This window comes from Kitasatospora sp. NPDC001683 (assembly GCF_053596495.1).
In genome coordinates, this window is the sequence record NZ_JBSFGK010000119.1 from 1 (window position 1) to 20,285 (window position 20,285).

A 20,285-nucleotide genomic window follows, 5' to 3' on the forward strand; every position below is an offset into this window, starting at 1 on the left:
GCGCACCCGCACCGCGGCCCCGGCACGGCGCGGCACCGAGCAGGCCCCGCCCGTCCGGCCCAGGGCACGCCGCACTCAGTTCTGACGGACCGCCCGGGCCCCAGGGCCTGCTGCCGGGCGGTAAGAGGCTCCGCCAGTAGGTGCGGGATCGGGAGGCGGCACCTGCGAAGAAGGCCGCGGCGAAGAAGACGGTCGCGGCCCGGGCCACCGGGCCGATGCACACCGGCGCCGAGCCGGCCTCGCAGAAGAGCGAAACGGCGGGAGTCATGGCGCACCCCGTGCTGTTCGGAAATCCGTCGCGGAGGCCAAGCGGCACACCGGCACCCGATGGTCACCGTGAGTGTGGAGCGGTCGTCCGCGCCGCGTACTGGAGTTGGCAACTCCAGATAGTGCTACTGTGAGCTCATGGACGGAACGGATTCATCCGAGTCCCGTGGCGCACGGCGCTTGAGACGCGATGCCGAGGCCAACCGGCAGCGGACGCTGGTGGCCGCTCGGGAGGTGTTCGCCGAGCGGGGGCTGGCTGTGAACCTCGACGACATCGCTCGTCATGCCGGTGTCGGAGTGGCGACCTCCTACCGGCTCTTCGGCAACAAACAGGCGCTGATCAACGAGCTGTTCGAAGAACGTGTCGATGCCCTGGTGGTGGCCGCCGAGCAGGCCCTGGCGGCTGACGACCCGTGGGAGGGGTTCGTCGACCTGCTGACCTGGGTGCTGGAGCAGATGGCAGCCGATCGCGGGCTGCGGGAGGTGGTGTTCTCCGACGTCGGGAGCCGCCCTCTGGTGGCGCAGGCGCGCCGCAGGTTCATGCCCCCGGCCGAGGCGGTCCTGCGTCGGGTCCAGGACGCCGGGCTGCTGCGCCCGGAGTTGGCGATGACGGACCTGCAGCTCGTTCTCTACATGGTCAACTGCGCGATCCAGCACACCCAGCCGGTCTCGCCCGAGGTGTGGCGGCGCTACCTGGTGATCGTGCTGGACGGCATGCGCGTCCGCCCCGGTGCGACGGAGCTGCCGGTGGCCGCCCTCACGACCGCCGAGGAAGAGCGTGTCGCCGGCTTCAACCCCTCCGGTTCCTGAGCGTTCTCGTCAACCCGAGGTGCTCCTCGCCGGGCCCGATGTCTCGTTCCTTGCAGGGCCCGGAACCCTCGGGTGGCCCTGATCGCAGCGGTGTGAGCCACCGAGTGTGGTCAAGGGCCCCTGCCGGCACGCCTTTTCGCTGCGGTCCTGTGCGCTGAGCCTGACGCCCGGACCTCGCGCGAGCGAAAGATCCTCACACGCCGTGGCCCTGCCGCGGTGTTCCACCGGTATCCGCGGGCCGCGCCGCGTACGACCGGCTCCCACCCTTCGAAAAGCAACCACGGAAGGACGACATCCGTTGAAACCCACAACTCTTGAGGTCGACTACCTGATCGTCGGAGCCGGGGCCATGGGCATGGCCTTCGCCGACACCCTCATCGCCGAGACCGACGCGACGGTGGCCATCGTCGACCGCTACGACCAGCCCGGCGGTCACTGGACGGTCGCCTATCCCTTCGTGCGCCTGCACCAGCCGTCGGCCTTCTACGGCGTCAACTCCCGTGACTTGGGCAGTGGAACCGTCGACCAGGACGGCTGGAACGCCGGACTGGGCGAGCTCGCTTCGCGCAGCGAGATCCTGTCCTACTTCGACCAGGTGATGCGCAAGACGCTGCTGCCGACCGGCCGGGTCTCCTACTTCCCCAAGTCCTTCTACGACGGACCGGATCCGCAGCGGCCCGACGTCCACCGGTTCCACTCCATCGTCAGCGGGGCCGCCTTCGAGGTCACCGTCAAGCGCCGGACCGTGGACGCCACCTACATGAACGTCACGGTGCCCGCCATGGTGCCACCCAAGTACGAAGTCGCCCCCGGCGTCCGCCTGATCACCCCCAACCAGCTGCCCGCCCTGCGGGAGCAGCCGTCCCACTACACCGTCGTCGGGGCGGGGAAGACGGGCATGGACGCCTGTCTGTGGCTGCTCAGCCGCGGCACCGATCCGTCCGACATCACCTGGATCATGCCGCGTGACTCCTGGCTGATCGACCGCGCCCACACCCAGCCCGGGGGCTCCTACCTCGAAACGGAGGCGGCCCGTCGGCGGGCTGTGGCCGACGCAGACACGGTCCAGGAGCTGTTCGCACGGCTGGAGGACGACGGCCTGCTGCTGCGGCTGTCGCCCGACATCGAGCCGACCGCCTACCGCTGCGCGACGGTCGCCCGCGCCGAACTCGACCAGCTGCGCCGCATTGGCGACGTCCTTCGCCACGGCCGGGTCAAGCGGATCGGCGAGGACGCGATCGAACTCGACCAGGCCACCGTTCCCGCGCGGGCCGGAACGCTCTACGTCGACTGCACCGCGGACGGCCTGGAGCGCCGGCCGACGGTGCCGGTGTTCGACCGGGCGCGGATCACCCTGCAGGCGGTGGTTCCCTGCCAACAGGTGTTCAGCGCCGCACTGATCGCCCACGTCGAGGCGGATTACGCCGACGACGACACCAAGAACGCGCTGTGCGCGCCCTCGCAGCACCCCGACTCGGCCCTGGACTGGATACAGTTCTTCGGCGACATCCAGGAGCGGGTCGTGCGATGGACCGCCGACCCCGCACTCCTCGAATGGCTCGACACCTGCAGGCTCCTGGGCCGACGCCTCCCCGAGCTCACCCCGGAGCAACGGACCGCGCTCCTGCCCGTGTTCGAAGCCCTGAAGCTGAAGCTGGAGCAGCTTCTGGACCAGACGAACGCAGTCGCGGTGATGAACTGACCGGGCATGGGCCGCCATCGCCCCTTCGGGGCCATGGATCGGCGATCCTGCTGACGGACGGTTGTCTGCCGCGGTAGACCGTCCGGCATGCGAGGTGCGGATGGTGCCGGCCGAGGAAGGCTGCGGGCGTTCAACCCGCGGGCGGTCGAGTGACAGCGCCTGCACGGCCTGGCCGCTCGCGGTGGGGCGGGGTGGGCTGGGGCGCGGGCGGCGCCAGAAGGCCACCAGGCCGCCGCTGTCGAGCCCTGCCGTCCATGCTCGGACGCGGCGGGCACAGGCGGGCGGAGACGGCCTGGAGCGCTTCTCGGCGGGCACCGGGCCCGGCCGGGTCAGCGCCGGTCGAGACCGAGCACGGCGAGCCGCTCGAGCTGCTCGCCGGTCAGCTTCGCCCGGCGGCTCTTGGTGTTCGAGCTCCCCGGGCGCGTCGTCAGATCGTCCCGACTCCGGACCTTGCGCGGCCCTGGGCGTATTCACCCGGTCCGCAGACACCGACGCGGGCGACCAGCGGCCCAGGACACGCGCCGAGCCGCGGGGGCACGCCCGCACGGCCCCGCCGGCAGCGTGGTCGACGGCGGTCAACCGGAACCCAGCTGCCGCGCCCGGTACTCGGTGCTCCGCCACGGCGCGAGTGGCGCGGATCACAGGGAGTGGGGCCCGGGGGGCGAAATGCGGGGACGGCCGGGGTGGTTGGCCTGAGCAACCGTTTCCGACCCGGCGCACACCACCGCCAACCGCGAGGACCTGCCATGACCGTCATCGAGAACCCGGCCGCCAGCGCGGCCGGGATCCTGTCCCGGCCTGTCACGATCAACGGGCTGACCGTGCCCAACCGCATCGCGATGGCGCCGATGACCCGCCAGTTCTCCCCGGGCGGCGTGCCCGGCGAGGACGTCCGCTCGTACTACGCCCGGCGCGCCGCCGCGGGTGTCGGCCTGATCGTCACCGAGGGGACGTACGTCGGCCACGAGTCCGCGGGCCAGAGCGACAGCATCCCGCGCTTCCACGGCGAGGAGCAGTTGGCCGGGTGGGCCCGCGTCGCCGAGGCCGTCCACGCGGCGGGCGGCACCATCGTGCCGCAGCTCTGGCACATCGGCATGGTGCGCAAGCAGGGGGACCCGCCGTTCGCCGACGCCCCCGCGATCGGCCCGTCCGGCATCCGGCTGGACGGCACGGAGGGGGCGGGGCGGGCGATGACCCGGGCCGACCTGGACGCCGTCATCATCGCGTTCGCCGAGGCCGCCGCGGCAGCCGAGCGGATCGGCTTCGACGGCGTCGAGCTGCACGGCGCCCACGGCTACCTGCTCGACCAGTTCCTGTGGGCGGGCACCAACCGCCGCACCGACGCCTACGGCGGCGACCCGGTCGCCCGGACCAGGTTCACCGCCGAGCTGGTCGCCGCGGTGCGCGCGGCCGTCTCCCCGGAGTTCCCGGTGATCTTCCGCTACTCGCAGTGGAAGTCGGACAACTACGACGCCCGCCTCGCCGAGACGCCCCAGGAGCTGGAGGCGATCCTCGCCCCGCTCGCCGAGGCCGGCGTCGACGCCTTCCACGCCTCGACCCGCCGCTACTGGGTCCCCGAGTTCGACGGCTCCGACCTCAATCTGGCCGGCTGGACCAGGAAGCTCACCGGGCTGCCCACCATCACCGTCGGCTCGGTCGGCCTCGACGGCGACTTCATCGGCGCCTTCCGGGGCGAGGGCTCCGCGGTCCAGGGCATCGACGACCTGCTCGACCGGCTGGAGCGCGAGGAGTTCGACCTGGTCGCCGTCGGCCGCGCACTCCTCCAGGACCCGCAGTGGGCCGCCAAGGTCCTCTCCGGCCGCTTCGGCGACCTCCGCCCCTACGACGCCGCCGCGCTCCGCACCCTGAGCTGACGGACGACACGGTGCCCCGTCGCACCGGACGGAGCGACGGGGCACGCGTCACGGCGGCCGGGTCAGGGGCGGTTCAGTCCCTGAAGGCGTCCTTGATGTGCTCGCCCGCCTGCTTGACGGCGCCCTTGGCCTTGTCGGCGGCGTTCCTGATCTTGTCGTTCGCACTCATGCCGGTCTCCCGGCTCTCTAGTGGCCTGCCGTGGCTGTCGCGGGGGCTGTCGCGCCCCCTGTCGCGTTGCTGTCGAGTGGGGTGCTGTCGTGTGCCGTGAAGGAACGCCGCCACCGGGTGAGCGCGAGTACCTCCGCTCCGGCCTCCGGGTGGGTGGTTGCGTGACACGGGACCGGTCGGCTCTGGTTCTGTCCCGTGACCTCATGGCGTTTTAGGCGCCGGGCTCGGGTTTTGGTGGACCAACCCGGGCCGGCCAGAGCGCCACGCCTACCCCACCGCGCACTCAGCAGGTTGGTGCCCGGGGGCTGTCCACGGACGAGATTGCCGATTCGTCCGCGTCGGCAGTGCGGTTGGCCGGAGACTGGCGTGCACCCGAGACGTGAGGTGGTGGGTGGCTGGTGGCCGTCCTGCCGGGCTGCCTGCCCGCCCGGGCTCAACTCGGTCGTTCGGTCTCCCCTCCGGTGTTGGTGGCCGGTCCGGCCTGGACCGGCTCGATCCGGGCGTCGGGTAGTCCACCGCCCGTAGCGGGGCTGACCTGGCCTGGCGGGTCGGGGCGGACCGCGGGGCGGGGAGTCGGCGTCGGGTAGTCCACCCCCGCCGGCCGGGCGGCCGCTGCTGGCCCTGCCACCAGGACCGCGAGGAGCGCCTGGAGCGGGAGGCCGAAGAACAGCTGGAGGCCGCCCATACAGCCAACGCCGTGCTGCGCCCGTGCTGGACGTGCCGGGGCTCGATCGGGGGGAAGGCAGGCTCGAAGTTGGAGCTGACCGAGAAGGCCGGCCCGGATCGGCTGGAGTGCCCGCAGCGCGTCAGCGACCGGGAGACGGAGGAGTTGGGCCCGTTGGTGCTGCCGGTCCCGACCAAGCGCGAGCTGGTGGCCGCCCTGGTCTCTGCTCCGGACGATACCGTGGTGGGGGGACCGTGTGCTCGACGCGAAGCTCTACCCGGCGAGGGGCCGTCGGGTGTGACCTGTTGGTGTTGGTGGGCGTGGAATGGCCCGGCATGCCGTGTTGTCTGGACCTCTGACGGTACCCAGCGGGGGCGGGGGTGGGCGGTGTCCGGTGGTCCTCCGGTCTGGCGCGGCATCGCCGCAGGTCGGGCCCCGTTTTTGGCGGGCCGGAAATGCCGACAACCCCTTTCTCTGTGCTTTGTCTTGGGTGTGGAGGTGTGGTCGGTCGGTTCGGGGTCCGCGCCTGCGGCGGGCCGGTGGTTCTTGTGCGCGTGCGGCGAAGCCGTCCGCGCCGACCCGGTGCCGGCCCGAATCGGCCGCTCTGGCCGCTCCCTGCGCCGCGGCGAGGGCACGTAGGTCCGGTGCGCGTCCGGACCCCCGAGCGGGCAGCGGACCGGTGCCCCTCATCCGCGCGCTGCTTCCCGCAACCGCCGACGGCTCTGCTCGCCGGTCGTTCGGGCGCTTCTGCCCGACCGCGATTAGGGAGAGGCGGCCCTCGTCCTGCGCGGCAGCAAGCAGGAGCGGCCCGCCCGGCTCGTCGTGCCTCACAACCAGCCCTGACGGGCCGTTCCCTGGTGCCGGATCTCCGCCGGCAACGCGTCCCAGCCGCCGGGGCTGCTCGGCTCGCCGTGCCGCCGGGCTGTTGCCGCTGCTGGGGCCCAGTCCGGAACACCCGCAGTCGCACGTTCTTCTCCGTGATGCCTCTGGTGGAACTGTCCGTGCGGGCGCACTGCTGCGCTCCTGTGGTTGTGCCGGCCGTGGGGGAGTGGCGGGGCGGTGGGAGTCTCCGGGTCGGTACACCGGGTTGGGCTACTGGGTGAGGTGGTGCAGTTCGTCGGTGTAGAGCTGGGCCGGGTCGAAGCCCATGCCGGTGAAGTGGCCAGCGAGTTCGAGGGAGAGGATGCCGTGGAGGCGGGTCCAGAAGTGCAGGGCGCGGCGTAGGGCGGCGGGTGGGGCGGGGTGGTCGCCGGCCCAGTGGCGGTGTTCGGCGAGGTGGGCCTCCAGCGGGGTGCCGGGGTGGTCGTCGGCGTCGTGGCGGGCGGGGCCGGCGGTGGACCGGGCGGCGTCGAGCAGGGTGCCCATGATCTCGGACGCGATCGCGGTGGTGTCGTCGGGGGCGTGGTAGCCGGGGACGGGTGTGCCGTAGAGGAGGAAGTAGCGCTGGGGGTCGGTCAGTGCCCAGTCGCGTAGGGCGTGGCCGAGGCCGGCGAGGTCGGCGCCGGAGGCGGCGGCGGTGCGGATCGTGTCGGCGAGGCTGCGGTAGGCGTCGCGGATCAGTTCGGTGATCAGTTCATCGCGGCTGGCGAAGTAGCGGTAGAGGGCGGGGCCGCTGACGCCGATCTGTTTGGCGATGGCATTGAGGGACAGGCCCGCGGCGCCGGAGGCGGCGATCTGCTCCCAGGCGCGTTCCTTGATCTCGGTGCGCAGCTGGGCGCGGTAGCGCTCGCGCGGGGTCTGCGTGTCGGTGGTGGCCATGTGCTCGTTCCCTTCGGTTCCGGTCGACTGCTGGTTAGAGGGTATTACGGACGTTCTTGACTGTCACTCACCCGCCAGTTATAACTTCTAACAGAAGCACTACCCGCTAACAGGGTGGGTGGGGAACCGACGGAGGTCATCGTGGACACCGAGGAATTGGTCGAGGTCGTGCTGCCGGGCAAGGTCGAGCCGGAAGGCCTGTACGTGCGGCGCGGGCCTGTCCCGACCGCCGGCGCCGGCCAGGCCGTGGTCCGGATGGAGGCGACGGGTGTCTCCTTCGCCGAGCAGCAGATGCGCCGCGGCCGCTACTACGACCAGCCGCCCTTCCCCTTCGTCCCCGGCTACGACCTGGTCGGCACCGTCGCCGCGGTCGGGGCCGGTGTCGACCCGGGCCTGGTCGGAAAGCGGGTCGCCGCGCTGCTGAAGGTCGGAGGCTGGGCCAGCCACGTGGTCGCGGACGCCGCCGACCTGGTCCCGGTACCGGACGGGGTCAGTGCGGCGCAGGCCGAGACGGTGGTGGTCAATGGCATCACCGCGTGGCAGATGCTGCACCGCAAGGCGCGCGTCCGGCCCGGGCAGACCGTCCTGGTGCACGGCGCCAACGGCGGCGTCGGCTCCGTCCTGGTCCAACTCGCCCAGGCCGCGGGCGCGAATGTGATCGGCACCGCGTCCGCGCGCCACCACGCCGCACTGCGCGACCGCGGAGTGAACCCGATCGACTACCGCACCGAGGACGTCCCCGCCCGCGTCCGCGACCTCGCCCCCCGGGGCGTGGACGCCGTCTTCGACCACGTGGGCGGCCGCAGCGCCGTCGACTCCTGGCACCTGCTCGCCCCCGGTGGCACCCTCGTCTCCTACGGCAGCGCCTCCACCCGGGACGACGACGGCTCCAAGCAGTGGCCCGTCCTCAAGCTGCTCGGACGGGTCTGGCTGTGGAACGCCCTGCCCAACGGCCGCTCCGCCTACTTCTACAACGTCTGGGCCGGCCGGGCACTGAACCCCCACCGCTTCCGGGCCCGACTGCGCGCCGACCTCACCGCGGTGTTCCAGGCGTTGCACGCCGGCGACGTCACCGCGCAGATCGCCGCCGAACTCCCCCTGGCCCGCGCCGCCGAGGCCATGCGCCTGGCCGAGTCCGGCACCGTCGCCGGAAAGGTCGTCCTGCGCGCCTGACCTCCCACGGCCGACGAACCCCTCCGCCACCCCGCCGCCTTCCGCCCCGCGGTCGGGCCACGGAGTGCAAACCCTCCCCATCCCCCTGCCGACGTCTCGGCACCACCCCCTCACCGCTCAGCGCCCCTGCTCCGCGCAGCCGCCAAGAAGGAAGCCTGCCATGCCCACGACCAGCCTCCGCACGCGCCTGCGGCGCGTTCTCACCGCCGCCCTCGCCGCCACCGCCACCCTCACCCTCGCCGTCCCGGCCTTCGCCGCCTCCGCGCCACAGCAGCCCGCCGCCCCGAAGGCCCGGATCAGCTGGAGCGCCTGCACCGACGCCGAGTTCGCGGGCATGCAGTGCGGCACGCTGCAGGTGCCGGTCGACTACGCCCACCCCCGTGCCGAGCGCCTCACCCTCGCGCTGGTCCGCCGTCCCGCCGACGACCACGCCCACCGCCAGGGCGCCCTTCTGCTCAACGACGGAGCCGGCGGCTCGTCGATCGAACAGCTGCGCCTGGCGATGCGCATCGGCTTCCCGTCGTTCGCCGGCGCCATGAGCCGCAACTTCGACCTGGTCGCCGTCGACCCGCGCGGCGTGGGCCACAGCACGCCGATACGCTGCTCCACCCCCCTCAAGCCCGTCGGCATCACCCACGTCCCGCACGATCAGGCGCAGTTCGACGCACTCGTCGCCCACAACCGGGCCTTCGCCGAGGACTGCCTGCGCGAGAACGGCCCCCTCGTCGCCCAAACCGACCTGACCAGCACCGCACGCGACTTCGAAGCCGTACGCACCGGCCTCGGCGAGAAGCAGCTCAACTGGTACGGCATCCACTACAGCACCCTGCTCGGACGCACCTATGCCGACCTGTACCCGGGCCGGCTGCGCACCATGGTCCTCGACACGGCGCTGGACGACACCACCTCGCCCGCCGAGCGGATCCGCCGCGAGGCCGCCACCGCCGAAGACGCCTTCAACCGCTTCACCGCCTGGTGCGCCGCCTCCACGGATTGCGCCCTGCACGGCAAGGCCGCCGCGGCGGAGTACGACGCGCTCGTCGCCCGCGCCGACCGCGCCCCGATCCCCGTCAACGGCGGTGGCCGTCCCCTGACCGGGGAGGACATCCGCACCGCGACGCAGGACCACCTCACGCTCTCCGGCGTCACCTGGCCCGCCTTCGCACAGGCCCTGGTCAAGGCGCAGGCCGGCGACGCGAGCGGCCTGGCCTACGAGCCCGACGACACCCTCGACCCGGTCCAGGTCCAGGTGCCCGCCTGCCTGGACAACGCCCGCCCGGTGACCACGCTCGACCAGCTGACCCGGCTGCACGGCGAACTGGCGACGATCTCCCCGCACCTGGGCGGTGCCGTCCGTTCCTGGACCGCGCTCACCGGCTGCCTCGGCTGGCCCTTGCCCGCCCGCCCCGTCACGGCCGGCGCCCCCGTGCACGGCGCCCCGCCCGCCCTGATCGTGCAGTCCACTCACCAGGCGCTCGCCCCGCACAGCGCCGGCGCCGCCATGGCGCGCCAGCTGCCCGGCAGCGTCGTCCTCAGCCGCGAAGGCGACGACTACAGCACGTTCCTGCTCTCCGCCTGCGTCCGCGAGGCCACCAACCGCTACCTCACCACCCGCGCCCTGCCCGCACCCGGCACCACCTGCACCGACTGACCAACCCCCAGGGCGCCGAGTCCTCGACAGACCGACGCCACCAACGGGGTGAAGGCATCGACGAGCTCTTCCGCCAGTTCCGCAAGGTCCAAGTACTTCTCGAAGACGGCTACTTGGGACTCCGCAGGGCCCATCCCGGCAAGGCCGTCACACCACCCAGGAAGCCGAACAAGATCGCCGCACCGGAAGTCCACGAAGCCCGGGAACAGGCCCGCCACGAGCACTCGTCCCAGCGCATTCCCGTCGAGCACGCCCTCGCCGACCACAAGCGCTGGAAGGGCCTGGCCCGCTGGACCCACCGGCGCGGCTCCCTCCCGGCAACCTACCTCGCCGTCGCCGGCCTTGTCTCCGACCGCACCGCCGCCATCTAACCAACGGCCGCCGCTCAGGCCGTCACATCGCCGCCGTAATCGGGCGTGTAAGCGATCTCGTGTAAGTGCCTCGTAGTTATCGGATGCTGAGCCGGTCCTCGAAGAAGAGCGAGAACTGGTTCAGCGCCTCCTTCCAGTGTGCGGCGACGTGGTTGATGTCGCGGGCCCTGGGACTGATCTGCTCCCGGACGGCGAGGTAGAGCACCTTCAACGCGGCCTGTTCCGAGGGGAAATGACCGCGGTTGCGGGTGGCCTTCCGCAGCCGGGAGTTCATCGACTCGACCATGTTCGTGGAGTACACGACCTTCCTTATCGCGGCTGGGAACGCGAGGTAGGGCGTGAACTCGCCCCAGGCCGCTCGCCAGGTGCGGACCACGGCCGGATAGCGTTCGCCCAGCTCGGAAGCGGCTAGCTCGTCCAGGGCCCGCTCGGCCGCCTGCTCGGTCGGCGCGCCGTAGATCGCCCGCAGCGCCGGCACCAGGGCGGAGTGGTCCCTGCCCGAGGACAGCCGCAGCGAGGCGCGAATCAGGTGGATCACACAGGTCTGCACCGTCGCCCGCGGCCAGGTGGCCGTCACCGCGTCCGGTAGCCCCTTCAGGCCGTCGCAGCAGACGATGCACACGTCCTCGACACCCCGGTTGCGCAGTTCGGTCAGCACCGTCATCCAGGCGGTGGCGCCCTCGCCTTCGGCGCCGACCCACAGGCCCAGGACGTCCTTGCGGCCGTCCATGTCCACCCCGACCGCCACGTAGACGGGCTTCGAACTCACCGATCCGGAGCGGATTTTCACCCACAGGGCGTCGATGTAGATGATCGGCCAGACAGCGTCCAGCGGCCGGTTCTGCCAGGCGGCCAGCTCGTCGGTCACGGCATCGGTGACTTTGCTGATCAGGTCGGCGCTGACGTCGACACCGTAGATCTGGGCGAGGTGGGAGCGGATGTCGCGCACCGACATCCCGCGCGCGTACAGCGACAGGATCCCCATGTCCTACCGTCCCGGCCGCCTCAGCTTGTTGTTTAACCTCGGAGGTCACCCGACCTGCTGATCTGCGGTTCTTCGCGAGACAGCAGAGGCGGCCGCCCCTCACGCTTCGAGATGTCGAGTAACGAAGCTGAAGGGACGGCCGCTGGTGGGACCCCTTTCCGAAGGACATGGCGGGAGCCGGAGCGCCTGCACCGGCGGTCTCCCGCCCCTCGGCCTATTGGTTGGAGATGGTGATTGTTCCGGTGCCGCCCGCGCGTTGGTTTGCGTCGACGGCCTCCTGATAGGTGACGTACCGACGGATGGTGCCATCGGGCAGGTTCAGTTGGTAGACGATGGTGGCGTGTGGAGATCCTCCGCCGCAGTTGCAGGGCATGGCTTGCCGTCCTCCGTTTTCGATTGGTGGGGCAGAGCGTTCAGGGGGTCGTCGGTCAGTCCAGCCAGCGCGAAGCGACTCCCGCCAGATAGGAGAGGGTCAGGACGGCCGTTGGTACCTGGAACCATGGCGAGCCCTCCAAACAGGTGGCGTACAAGGCGGTGACGGTGGCGACCCAGATGCTCGTGCACCATCCGCAGCTGACCAGATAGGCCGGTCGGGAGTCGTCGCCGAAGCGAGCGGCGATCCACGACCTGATCCCCGCTGCCAGCGTGTCCTTGGTGATGAAACGGGTGATGCGACAGGTGGTGCCGAGGGCGAGAAGGAACGCGGTAACGCTCATGGCAAACCATCCACTCACCGATTGACCTATGACGGGGTGGTACAGCGGTACTCGGCTGTTGCTGAGGGTCGAGTGCGACCGGTCCGCAACGGGGGACTGGGGACTGTTGCAGGGTGCGGTTGTGCCCGGGAGCGGTGCTGGGGCGGCGGTGCACCGTTCCCGGGTAGTTGCGCCAGTCGCTCACGCGGTACGGCTCGCGGTCGCCCTGCCGATGGAAGTGGAGACGGTTGGGCGGCCAATAGGCTGGGAGCTGGGTTGTCCCCCGTCCTTCCACGACGGGGGACAACCTTTGACGGGCGGATCTCCGGTGCGAACCGTCAGCTCGGACGGCGCCGGCCTGGACCTGTGCGCCGACATTCCGGCGCCGTCGTCACGCTGCCCGGGCTATCTGGCCGCGGGCGGTCACACCGGCGGGAGGCAGGGCGTCAGGGAGTTGGTCGCCTGGAGCATGGTGGCGCCGACCGTGGCGTGTGCCGTGTAGTTGCCGGCGAGGATCTGCAGGGGGTTGAGTCCCGCCTGAAGGGTGGCCGTGCCGGTGGCGTCGGTGACCGCGGTGCCCACGAGCTGGTTTGCGACGAAGAAGCTGACCGTGACTCCCGCTTGAGCCGGCGAGAGCGTGGCCGTCAGCGTCGCCTTGAACACGTCGGGCAGGGGCAGGGGCAGGTTGACCCGCCAGCAGGCGGGCGCTGCCGTCAAGGTCGTCGTTCCACCACCCACTGTCCCGGTCACGGTGACCGTGATGGGGAGGGAGACGACGCCGGAGCACGCACACGCGGTGCCGGTCGCGGTGACGGTGGCGGTCACGGTGGCGGGCCCCGCGGTGGTGAAGGTGAGCGATCCGGTCGCGACACCCAGGGCGTTGGTGGTGGCGGTCGCGGTCGCCGCACCACTGGTGAAGGTGACCGACGCACCGGGGACCGGCAGGCCGTTGCACAGCACCACAGCGGTCACCGGGAGCGGCACGCCCACGACCGCCGGCCCCGCCGGCAGCAGCAGCACCTGGCAGCTGGACGGCGGAGTCACGGTGACCGTGATGGGGAGGGAGACGACGCCGGAGCACGCACACGCGGTGCCGGTCGCGGTGACGGTGGCGGTCACGGTGGCGGGCCCCGCGGTGGTGAAGGTGAGCGATCCGGTCGCGACACCCAGGGCGTTGGTGGTGGCGGTCGCGGTCGCCGCACCACTGGTGAAGGTGACCGACGCACCGGGGACCGGTATGCCGTTGCACAGCACCACAGCGGTCACCGGGAGCGGCACGCCCACGACCACCGGCCCGACCAGCGGCTGGATGACCACCGAGCAGCTGGACGGCTCAGGGAAGGTGACCGTGATGGGGGCGAGCGTGCAGGCAGGACAGGTCCCAGCCGCCGGGGTGAAGGTCACAGTCACCGCCTGGCCCGGTGTCAGCGCCACCCCCAGGTTGGTCGGCACCACCACGCCGTTGGTCACGGTGGCGGTGACGGTGCCGCCGCCGGGCAGGGTGTACGTCAGCGTGCCGTTGATGGAGGTGAGGCCGACACCGCAGGTGATGGTGGTGGTGGCCGTGGTGGTCCCGCTGACCGGGGTGGTCAGGGTGGTGGAGATGGTGCCGGCCGGTGCGGGGGTGACGGTGACGGTCCCGGTTTCCGCACCCGTGACGGTGCCGGTGCCACCGGTACCGCTGAAGTAGATCACGGACACGACCTGGGACCCGGACCCAACGGCCGTGAAGCCGACCGTGGCCAAACCGCCGATGACGGGCACGGTCTGGGTGGAGCCGTCATAGGTGATGACGGCTGACGCGGTCCCCGCGGGAGCGCCGGTGATGGTGACGGTGAACGCGGTGCACGCGGGAACGGTCAGGGGGGAGACGACTACTGCCATGGAACGACAACCCCTTCGTGGAGCTTCGGCGTGGGGCTGCCGCTCATGGCTGCGTCATACGGCGCAGCATCCGTCTGTCAGGGTGCCCATGTAGTGCGACAACGACCCGTCGAGCGATCGTTGCCTCAGCTCCCCAACAGAGGGATGGGCACCCCACATTCGGTATCGCCATTAGAAGCACAGCAGTGGTCCCGGACCATACCCTTGTCCTAAAGTTCATCCATATGGCGGTATTCAATAGTTAATAAACATAATTGCCGCATCTGGGATGCCGCCAGTGCCGAGTCGCCAGGCGCAAGGTGTGGCGTGTCAGCGTTGCCCACTGCCGTGGGTGCCTCATCCGTGCTGGTCACAGGCGGCATGTTGCTACTCGTGGAGGGTTCCGGCGGGTCGGTCTCGTCGCCGGACGTGCGATCACACACGACGGTGTCCCGACCGGGCAGTACAGCGTCGGCAGGCCTCGACCGGGCTGGGCGTAGCCGACGCGCGGTTTCGGGACGGCGGCCCAGCGCGGCCCGTCCGCGCCCATCTGGCACCCGATCAACAACCGGGGTGGGCGGGCGTGCGGTTGGACGGAGCTGTAGGCGCCGGGGCTGGAGCGGCGTGGTGGTCTACCGTCCGGTGTGGGAGCGGAGCCAGCGAGGCTGGCCGCCCTGGCGCGAGCGGTCGGCGCTCTGCCGGAGTGTCAGCTGACGGTGATGCGGGCGAGGGTGGTCTGGAGACGGCGGACGGCGTCCTCGGCTTCGGTGTAGTGCTCGGGGGTCGGGGGGACGGTGCCGAATGCGTGCTCGTCTGCGGCGGGCAGGGCGCGCCAGTGCAGGACGGGTTCGAGCGCGGTGATGGCGCCGGAGAGGAACCAGGCCAGGCGGCCGTGGGTGCTGGCAAGGGCGATTGCGAGGACGGCGAGGACTTCCCGCAGGTGTTCCAGTCGGTCCTTCTCCGGCAGCACCTCCTGGGCGTCCGGCGGACCGACGGCCTCGCGCAGCCCGGCCTCGACCTGGACCGCGAGGCCGCGGTCGTCCGGGGTCAGTTCCCATACGCGGTCGCGGATCTGCCGTTCGGCTTCCTCGGCCAGGCCCGTGATCGTCGTCTGCATGTCCATGTGGCTCACCGTAGTGACCGTGTCCAGCAGGCCAGGCCGACGCGGGCCACACCACCCGAGCACGTCGCTTGACTTAGCTTGTTGTTTAACCTCGGAGGTCACCCGACCTGCTGATCTGCGGTTCTTCGCGAGACAGCAGAGGCGGCCGCCCCTCACGCTTCGAGATGTCGAGTAACGAAGCTGAAGGGACGGCCGCTGGTGACGAGTCTCCCTGTGCAGTTGCCCGCCGTCGAGCAGTGGGGCGTGTTGTCCCGCTTTCGGATGGACTTCTACGAGTGCCCGTACACGCGCGCGGACGCGCTCTTCGAGCTCACCGACGCGCTGCTGTGCACGGACGGGCCGGTCAAGACGCTGGTGGACCTGTCGCTGGCGGCCGAGCACCGGCGTGGGCACGGTGCGATGTACGCCGCGCTGGACCGGGGCTGGCTCGAGCCCGTCCGACTGCGCCGCGCGCTGGCCGGCCTTCCGATTCCCCGCCTCGCCGACGGGCGCATCGCCCTGGCCGTCGATGTCTCGCACTGGCTCCGCCCCGACGCTCCCACCAGCGACGACCGCCTGTTCTGCCATGTCTACGGGCGCGGCCGGAGCGCGGACCAGCTGATCCCCGGCTGGCCCTACTCCTTCGTCGCCGCCTTGGAGAGCGGCCGCACCTCCTGGACCGCGCTGCTGGACGCGGTCCGGCTGGGACCGGCCGACGACGCCACCGCGGTGACCGCCGACCAACTTCGCGAGGTCACCGGCCGCCTGATCGAAGCCGGGCACTGGCAGTTGGGCGCCCCGGACATCCTGCTCGTCATGGACGCCGGCTACGACGTCACCCGCCTGGCCCACCTCTTGTCCGATCTGCCCGTCGAGCTCATCGGCCGACTGCGTTCGGACCGGGTCATGCTCCGCGATGCGGGCGAGCCCCGCTCCACACCCAAGGGCGGACGCCCACGCAAGCACGGCACTGCCTTCACCTTCGCCAAACCCGAGTCCTGGCACGAGCCCGACGCCACCACCTGCACCGAGACCACCCGCTACGGCAAGGCCGAGGCGAAGGCGTGGGACCGGATGCACCAGCGCCCGCAAAAGCGCGGGCCCTGGCTCGACCACGAAGGCGAAATCCCCATCACCCACGGCACGTTGGTCCGCCTCAAGGTCGATCACCTGCCCGGCGAACGCGAAGCGAAGCCGCTGCGGCTGTGGTCCTCTGCCACCGGCATCGATACCGTCCATCTGGACCGGATCTGGCGCACCTTTCTGCGCAGATTCGACCTTGAGCACACCTTCCGCCTACTCAAGGGCACCCTCGGCTGGACGGCGCCGCACTTCCGCGCACCGGACACCGCCGACCTGTGGACCTGGCTGGTCATCGTCGCCCACACCCAGCTCCGCCTGGCCCGCCCGCTCGCCGCCGACCTGCGCCGCCCCTGGGAACGCCCGCTTCCAGCAGCGAAGTTGACCCCGGCCCGGGTCCGCCGAGGGTTCCGCAACATCCGCGTGAAGGTCCTCACTCCGGCCCGCGTGCCGAACCCCTCTCGCCCCGGCCCCGGACGGCCTCCGGGTTCGAAGAACCGCAAGCCGGCGCCCCGCCACGACGTGGGCAAGACCGTCAAACGCGAACCCACGCTCCAGGCCCACCTCGCCGTGCGAGGTTGAACGTCAAGCTTAGCCAAGTACGGCTCCTTCGTTGAGTCGTTGTTCTTCGTGGTGAGCGGCCCCGGTTGCCCCCGGGGCCGTTCGTCTGTCCGGCGAACGGCGAGCCGCCCGGCATCCCCTTCCGGACGCCCCAGATCTGCAGGTTGGTTGAGACGTTTCGCAGGTCGATTGAGAATCCCTGGATGGGCGGCCCTGGACGGGCTCGCCCGTGCTGCGTGCCGACGTCCCCGCCGCCCTCGGCGTCCTGAAGGTCGCGACCGCCGATCAGCTCCAGCGCCTGCTGCGCCCGCACGCCGTCTCGAACAAGGCGATCCGGTAGGCGCTTGGTGACCTCCAGCTGCATGGCCTGGTCGCCTCCGACGGCAACACCGCGGCGAGCACAAGACGTGGCGACCCGTGGCCGAGGCCGCCGATCTTCAGCTGTCCTGGCCCTTCTGAGCCGCGGAGAGCGGGCCAATTCCTGCGCGAGGGCGTCGACGGTACCGTGGGCGCCCGAACGGGTCCGGCCGCGCCGCCTGTCGGAGGGCCCCGCTAGCCTCGCCGGCCATGAACATCGACGAGACTGTTGACGCTCTGTTCGCCGCGCTGCCTGCACTCGATGCCGGTGAACTGCCGTCCGACAGCACCCCGTTCCGCCGGATCGAGATGGACTTCGGCGGTGCCGACACCGCCTGGTTCGAATCCCCGTTCGGCGGGGAGGTGAAGGGCTGCCCGGCCGGCAAGGGGCCGCGGCCGGTCTACCTGGTGGTGGACGCTGCCTGGGGGGAGGTATCCGCGGTGCTTCTGCAGTACGGCGACACCCGCCCGGTGAAGGTGGCCTGGGAGTTGGGCGGCTGGCGGGTGGCGACTGTCTGCGGCCTGCTCACACTGCACGGACGCGAGCTCAACACGGGGAAGGACGCGGTGCGGCCGCTGGCCGGCCGGGCGCTGGGCGTGCTGCGCCGGCGGCCGCCCACGTCGAAGCTCTGGGACCGAGCCGCCGAGCTGACCGAGGGCATGACCAAGGACCACTTCGACCCCGAGAGCCTCGTCCTCGACCCCGAGCCCGGCGACTTCGGCGAGGGTTGGTTGCTGCTGGACGACCCGGCCGGTCCGGCGCTGGGCTGCTTCGTCGACCCGGACGGTCACTCGATGGTGGTATGCCTGGACGCCGACGGCAACGACGTCGCGGCCCTCGTGTACGGCGTCCTTTGACCGTGTGTGCAGTCTCAGTGGGCATCTTGGTGGTGATAATCCGCTATGCGGCCTTTGCCTCTGCCCCGATCTGCCCCGGTCTGCGGTGAAGACGAGATATGTCCTCAGGCGGACAGCGGGGGCCAGGGTCCGTCTCGTCCGCGTTCATCCCTCGAAGTCCGTCTGGCTTAGAAACGTCATAGAACCGCCCGACCAGCGACAGAACTGGATCTTCCAGCCCGATCATGCTGACGCTGTGCCATGCCCGAGCGGAAGCCGTACCCCAGCGACCTGTCCGACGCCCGATGGGCCCTGATCGAGCCAATTCTGACGGCCTGGAGAAAAGCCCGGCTCGACCGCCGGCCCACCGGCCAGCCGGCGAAGGTCGACCTGCGCGACGTCTTCAACGCGATCCTCTACGTCAACCGGACCGGAATCCCCTGGAAGTACCTCCCGCACGACTTCCCCAACCACGGCACCGTCTACGCCTACTACGCCGCCTGGCGCGACGAGGGCATCTTCGCCCAACTCAACTACGACCTCACCGGATTGGCTCGGGTAAAGGAAGGCCGCAAGCCCGAGCCGACCGCGTCGGTGATCGACACCCAGAGCGAAGACCTCCACCAACGTGCCGCTGACCAGCCAGGGAACCGACGCCGCGAAGAAAATCGTCGGCCGGAAGCGAGGCATCCTCACCGACACCATCGGACTCATCCTCGCCGTCACCGTCACTGCCGCGGGCTTGTCCGAGAACGCCCTGGGAATACGGCTCCTCAACGAGGCCAAGAAGACCTACCCCAGCCTCTCCAAGAGCTGGGTCGACACCGGCTTCAAGAACGCCATGATCGAGCACGGCGCGACCCTGGGCATCGACGTCGAAGTCGTTCACCGGAAGTCCGACATCCCTGGATTTCACGTCGTGAAGAGGCGGTGGGTTGTCGAACGAAGCCTTGGGTGGCTCATGCTGAGACGACGCCTCGCCCGCGACTACGAGACCCTCCCGGCCAGCTCCGAAGCCATGATCCACATCGCCTCGATCGACAACCTCACCAAGCGCATAACGGACGAGACCACACCAACCTGGCGAGGAACCTACTAGGACATAAAGGGCAAACTACTCTCATCAAACGCCCTCTGACATCGCCCGGCAGGAGGCCAGCGACTGGCCACTATGAGTTCCCGAGGCTGACCCGGTCGTCCGGGCCGGCCGCCGTCGCCGTCCCGCGCCGTGGTGGGCGCCGTCCGGGCCGCGCCGTCGTCCAGGCCGTGCTCGTCCGGTGCGCCCCTCGCTGGAGGGCTGGGTGGCCGTCAGGCCGCCGTGGAGGTTGTTCTGGTGGTGGTCCGGGAGGCCTGGATCAGCGGGCCGGTGAGTTTCGCCCCCGGGATGGTGGTGAGTTTGCCCGCCCGGGCGGCCGCCCGCCGGTGAGTTTCTGGTGTTGGTGCAGGCCAGCGGCCGGTGAGAACGTCCGCCCCGGCCCCGCTCACCGGACGCGGTTCAACCTGCGGTCAGGGACACGTGCGGGGGACGTTCCCGGTGCGGGTCGGGTGAGGGATCGGGCGCGCCGGTACGGTCGCCGGATGGTCGGGACGTTGTGGTTGGCGGTGGCGCAGAGCACGGTGCCGGAGGATCCGGGGGTCCGGGCGGCGGCTCGGCGGCGGACCGGCCCCTCCACGGTGCGCGAACACCGGCCCCGGCGCAGCCCGGACTGGGCCGAGGCAGTGTCAGCCAGCCGTGCCGGCATCGCTCGTGCGGGAGGGCTGTTGTGGGGGTAGTGCCGGGGTGCGGGTGCTGTCGCGGTGGCCGTCGCCTGCTGCTGTCGTGTGGCCGCGGGAACCCGCTGTAAGGGCTACGGGGTTCCGTAGCCCGGCTGTGGGCCGTGGGGCTGGCTGCTATAGGGCAGCGCTCGTCCTGGCCGCAGGATTTCCTACACTCACGGGATGAACAACTACACGTGCACCCATTGCGGCACCGTCGGTCTGATGGAGGGCTTCATCGACGACACCGGCCAGCGTTCGCCCGGGTACGCACGCTGGATCGAGGGTGCGTTGGAGCGGGGGATATTCGGGGGCGCCAAGCGGATGGGCCGACCCCGGCGGCAGATAGAGGCGTTCCGCTGCCCCAAGTGCGGGCACCTCAAGCTGTTCGCCACCGGCGAGGTGTAGCCAGCCCTCGTTGTGAGTGGGTGGGGTGGTGTCAGCCGGGTGAAAGTGTGCTCGCCCTCCAGGGCCTTGGCGGCCTCGGCGAGGTTGGGGGCTCCCCCCGAGGTGTGAACACCAGTGCTATGCGGCGAGTGCCAGCGTAACTGATCGTTGTTCGAACTCGATCGGGCTGAGGTAGTTCAGCGCGGAGTGCCTCCTGCGGGTGT

General features: G+C 70.7%; 13 protein-coding genes and 3 pseudogenes. 10 read left to right on the forward strand and 6 right to left on the reverse strand.

Going from position 1 to position 20,285, the window contains the following annotated elements; translation table 11 throughout:
* Positions 1 to 405 precede the first annotated feature (405 nt).
* The 3 genes from ACWCYO_RS36015 (at position 406) to ACWCYO_RS36025 (ending at position 4,653) form a co-directional block, all read left to right on the forward strand.
* Positions 406 to 1,077, forward strand: coding sequence for a TetR/AcrR family transcriptional regulator (locus ACWCYO_RS36015; protein WP_449786575.1), 672 nt, complete (start codon positions 406 to 408; stop codon positions 1,075 to 1,077).
* Positions 1,078 to 1,375: 298 nt separating this feature from the next.
* Positions 1,376 to 2,779: an NAD(P)-binding protein gene (locus ACWCYO_RS36020; protein WP_449786576.1), complete on the forward strand. Its 1,404-nt coding sequence runs from the start codon at positions 1,376 to 1,378 to the stop codon at positions 2,777 to 2,779.
* Between the two features lie 746 nt (positions 2,780 to 3,525).
* On the forward strand, positions 3,526 to 4,653 hold the full coding sequence (locus tag ACWCYO_RS36025) for an NADH:flavin oxidoreductase (RefSeq protein WP_449786577.1): 1,128 nt from the start codon (positions 3,526 to 3,528) through the stop codon (positions 4,651 to 4,653).
* Positions 4,654 to 6,578: 1,925 nt separating this feature from the next.
* Here ACWCYO_RS36025 and ACWCYO_RS36030 read toward each other — a convergent pair.
* Positions 6,579 to 7,244: a TetR/AcrR family transcriptional regulator gene (locus ACWCYO_RS36030; RefSeq protein WP_449786578.1), complete on the reverse strand. Its 666-nt coding sequence runs from the start codon at positions 7,242 to 7,244 to the stop codon at positions 6,579 to 6,581.
* A 141-nt stretch (positions 7,245 to 7,385) separates the two neighbouring features.
* Between ACWCYO_RS36030 and ACWCYO_RS36035 the strand changes: the two genes are divergently transcribed.
* The 3 genes and pseudogenes from ACWCYO_RS36035 to ACWCYO_RS36045 all read left to right on the forward strand — a co-directional run.
* A complete protein-coding gene (locus ACWCYO_RS36035) occupies positions 7,386 to 8,417 on the forward strand; it encodes a medium chain dehydrogenase/reductase family protein (protein ID WP_270150492.1) in 1,032 nt (343 codons plus the stop codon).
* Between the two features lie 160 nt (positions 8,418 to 8,577).
* Positions 8,578 to 10,068, forward strand: coding sequence for an alpha/beta fold hydrolase (locus ACWCYO_RS36040; protein WP_449786579.1), 1,491 nt, complete (start codon positions 8,578 to 8,580; stop codon positions 10,066 to 10,068).
* Between the two features lie 44 nt (positions 10,069 to 10,112).
* Positions 10,113 to 10,439: pseudogene (locus ACWCYO_RS36045) on the forward strand (hypothetical protein); the annotation flags it as partial.
* 76 nt (positions 10,440 to 10,515) lie between these two features.
* Here ACWCYO_RS36045 and ACWCYO_RS36050 read toward each other — a convergent pair.
* The 5 genes and pseudogenes from ACWCYO_RS36050 to ACWCYO_RS36070 all read right to left on the reverse strand — a co-directional run.
* Positions 10,516 to 11,418: pseudogene (locus ACWCYO_RS36050) on the reverse strand (IS256 family transposase); the annotation flags it as partial.
* Between the two features lie 220 nt (positions 11,419 to 11,638).
* Entirely contained in the window at positions 11,639 to 11,797 is a 159-nt protein-coding gene (locus ACWCYO_RS36055; protein WP_449786580.1) for a DUF7196 family protein, read from the reverse strand.
* Positions 11,798 to 11,852: 55 nt separating this feature from the next.
* Positions 11,853 to 12,140 (reverse strand): hypothetical protein, encoded by a 288-nt coding sequence (locus tag ACWCYO_RS36060; RefSeq protein WP_270150496.1) that lies wholly within the window; start codon positions 12,138 to 12,140, stop codon positions 11,853 to 11,855.
* 402 nt (positions 12,141 to 12,542) lie between these two features.
* Positions 12,543 to 14,003 carry a hypothetical protein gene (locus tag ACWCYO_RS36065; protein ID WP_449786581.1) on the reverse strand — a complete coding sequence of 487 codons (1,461 nt, stop codon included), beginning with the start codon at positions 14,001 to 14,003 and terminating at the stop codon, positions 12,543 to 12,545.
* A 685-nt stretch (positions 14,004 to 14,688) separates the two neighbouring features.
* Positions 14,689 to 15,105, reverse strand: a complete 417-nt coding sequence (locus ACWCYO_RS36070; protein WP_270150498.1) for a hypothetical protein — start codon at positions 15,103 to 15,105, stop codon at positions 14,689 to 14,691.
* Between the two features lie 198 nt (positions 15,106 to 15,303).
* Here ACWCYO_RS36070 and ACWCYO_RS36075 point away from each other — a divergent pair, with 198 nt between their 5' ends.
* From ACWCYO_RS36075 to ACWCYO_RS36090, 4 genes and pseudogenes are all read left to right on the forward strand, one after another.
* Complete coding sequence (locus tag ACWCYO_RS36075) at positions 15,304 to 16,746, forward strand: NF041680 family putative transposase (protein WP_449786582.1); 1,443 nt, start codon at positions 15,304 to 15,306, stop codon at positions 16,744 to 16,746.
* Positions 16,747 to 17,292: 546 nt separating this feature from the next.
* Complete coding sequence (locus ACWCYO_RS36080) at positions 17,293 to 17,940, forward strand: hypothetical protein (RefSeq protein WP_270150499.1); 648 nt, start codon at positions 17,293 to 17,295, stop codon at positions 17,938 to 17,940.
* 240 nt (positions 17,941 to 18,180) lie between these two features.
* A pseudogene (locus ACWCYO_RS36085) lies at positions 18,181 to 19,018 on the forward strand (IS5 family transposase).
* Between the two features lie 839 nt (positions 19,019 to 19,857).
* On the forward strand, positions 19,858 to 20,082 hold the full coding sequence (locus ACWCYO_RS36090) for a hypothetical protein (RefSeq protein ID WP_449786583.1): 225 nt from the start codon (positions 19,858 to 19,860) through the stop codon (positions 20,080 to 20,082).
* The last annotated feature ends 203 nt before the right edge of the window (positions 20,083 to 20,285 follow it).

Bases quoted from the DNA above. Each gene is read 5' to 3' on its own strand.
- ACWCYO_RS36090 (WP_449786583.1), top strand. From the start codon at position 19,858: ATGAACAACTACACGTGCACCCATTGCGGCACCGTCGGTCTGATGGAG.
- ACWCYO_RS36060 (WP_270150496.1), bottom strand. From the start codon at position 12,140: ATGAGCGTTACCGCGTTCCTTCTCGCCCTCGGCACCACCTGTCGCATC.
- ACWCYO_RS36055 (WP_449786580.1), bottom strand. From the start codon at position 11,797: ATGCCCTGCAACTGCGGCGGAGGATCTCCACACGCCACCATCGTCTAC.
- ACWCYO_RS36065 (WP_449786581.1), bottom strand. From the start codon at position 14,003: ATGGCAGTAGTCGTCTCCCCCCTGACCGTTCCCGCGTGCACCGCGTTC.
- ACWCYO_RS36015 (WP_449786575.1), top strand. From the start codon at position 406: ATGGACGGAACGGATTCATCCGAGTCCCGTGGCGCACGGCGCTTGAGA.
- ACWCYO_RS36025 (WP_449786577.1), top strand. From the start codon at position 3,526: ATGACCGTCATCGAGAACCCGGCCGCCAGCGCGGCCGGGATCCTGTCC.
- ACWCYO_RS36040 (WP_449786579.1), top strand. From the start codon at position 8,578: ATGCCCACGACCAGCCTCCGCACGCGCCTGCGGCGCGTTCTCACCGCC.
- ACWCYO_RS36030 (WP_449786578.1), bottom strand. From the start codon at position 7,244: ATGGCCACCACCGACACGCAGACCCCGCGCGAGCGCTACCGCGCCCAG.
- ACWCYO_RS36070 (WP_270150498.1), bottom strand. From the start codon at position 15,105: ATGGACATGCAGACGACGATCACGGGCCTGGCCGAGGAAGCCGAACGG.
- ACWCYO_RS36080 (WP_270150499.1), top strand. From the start codon at position 17,293: ATGAACATCGACGAGACTGTTGACGCTCTGTTCGCCGCGCTGCCTGCA.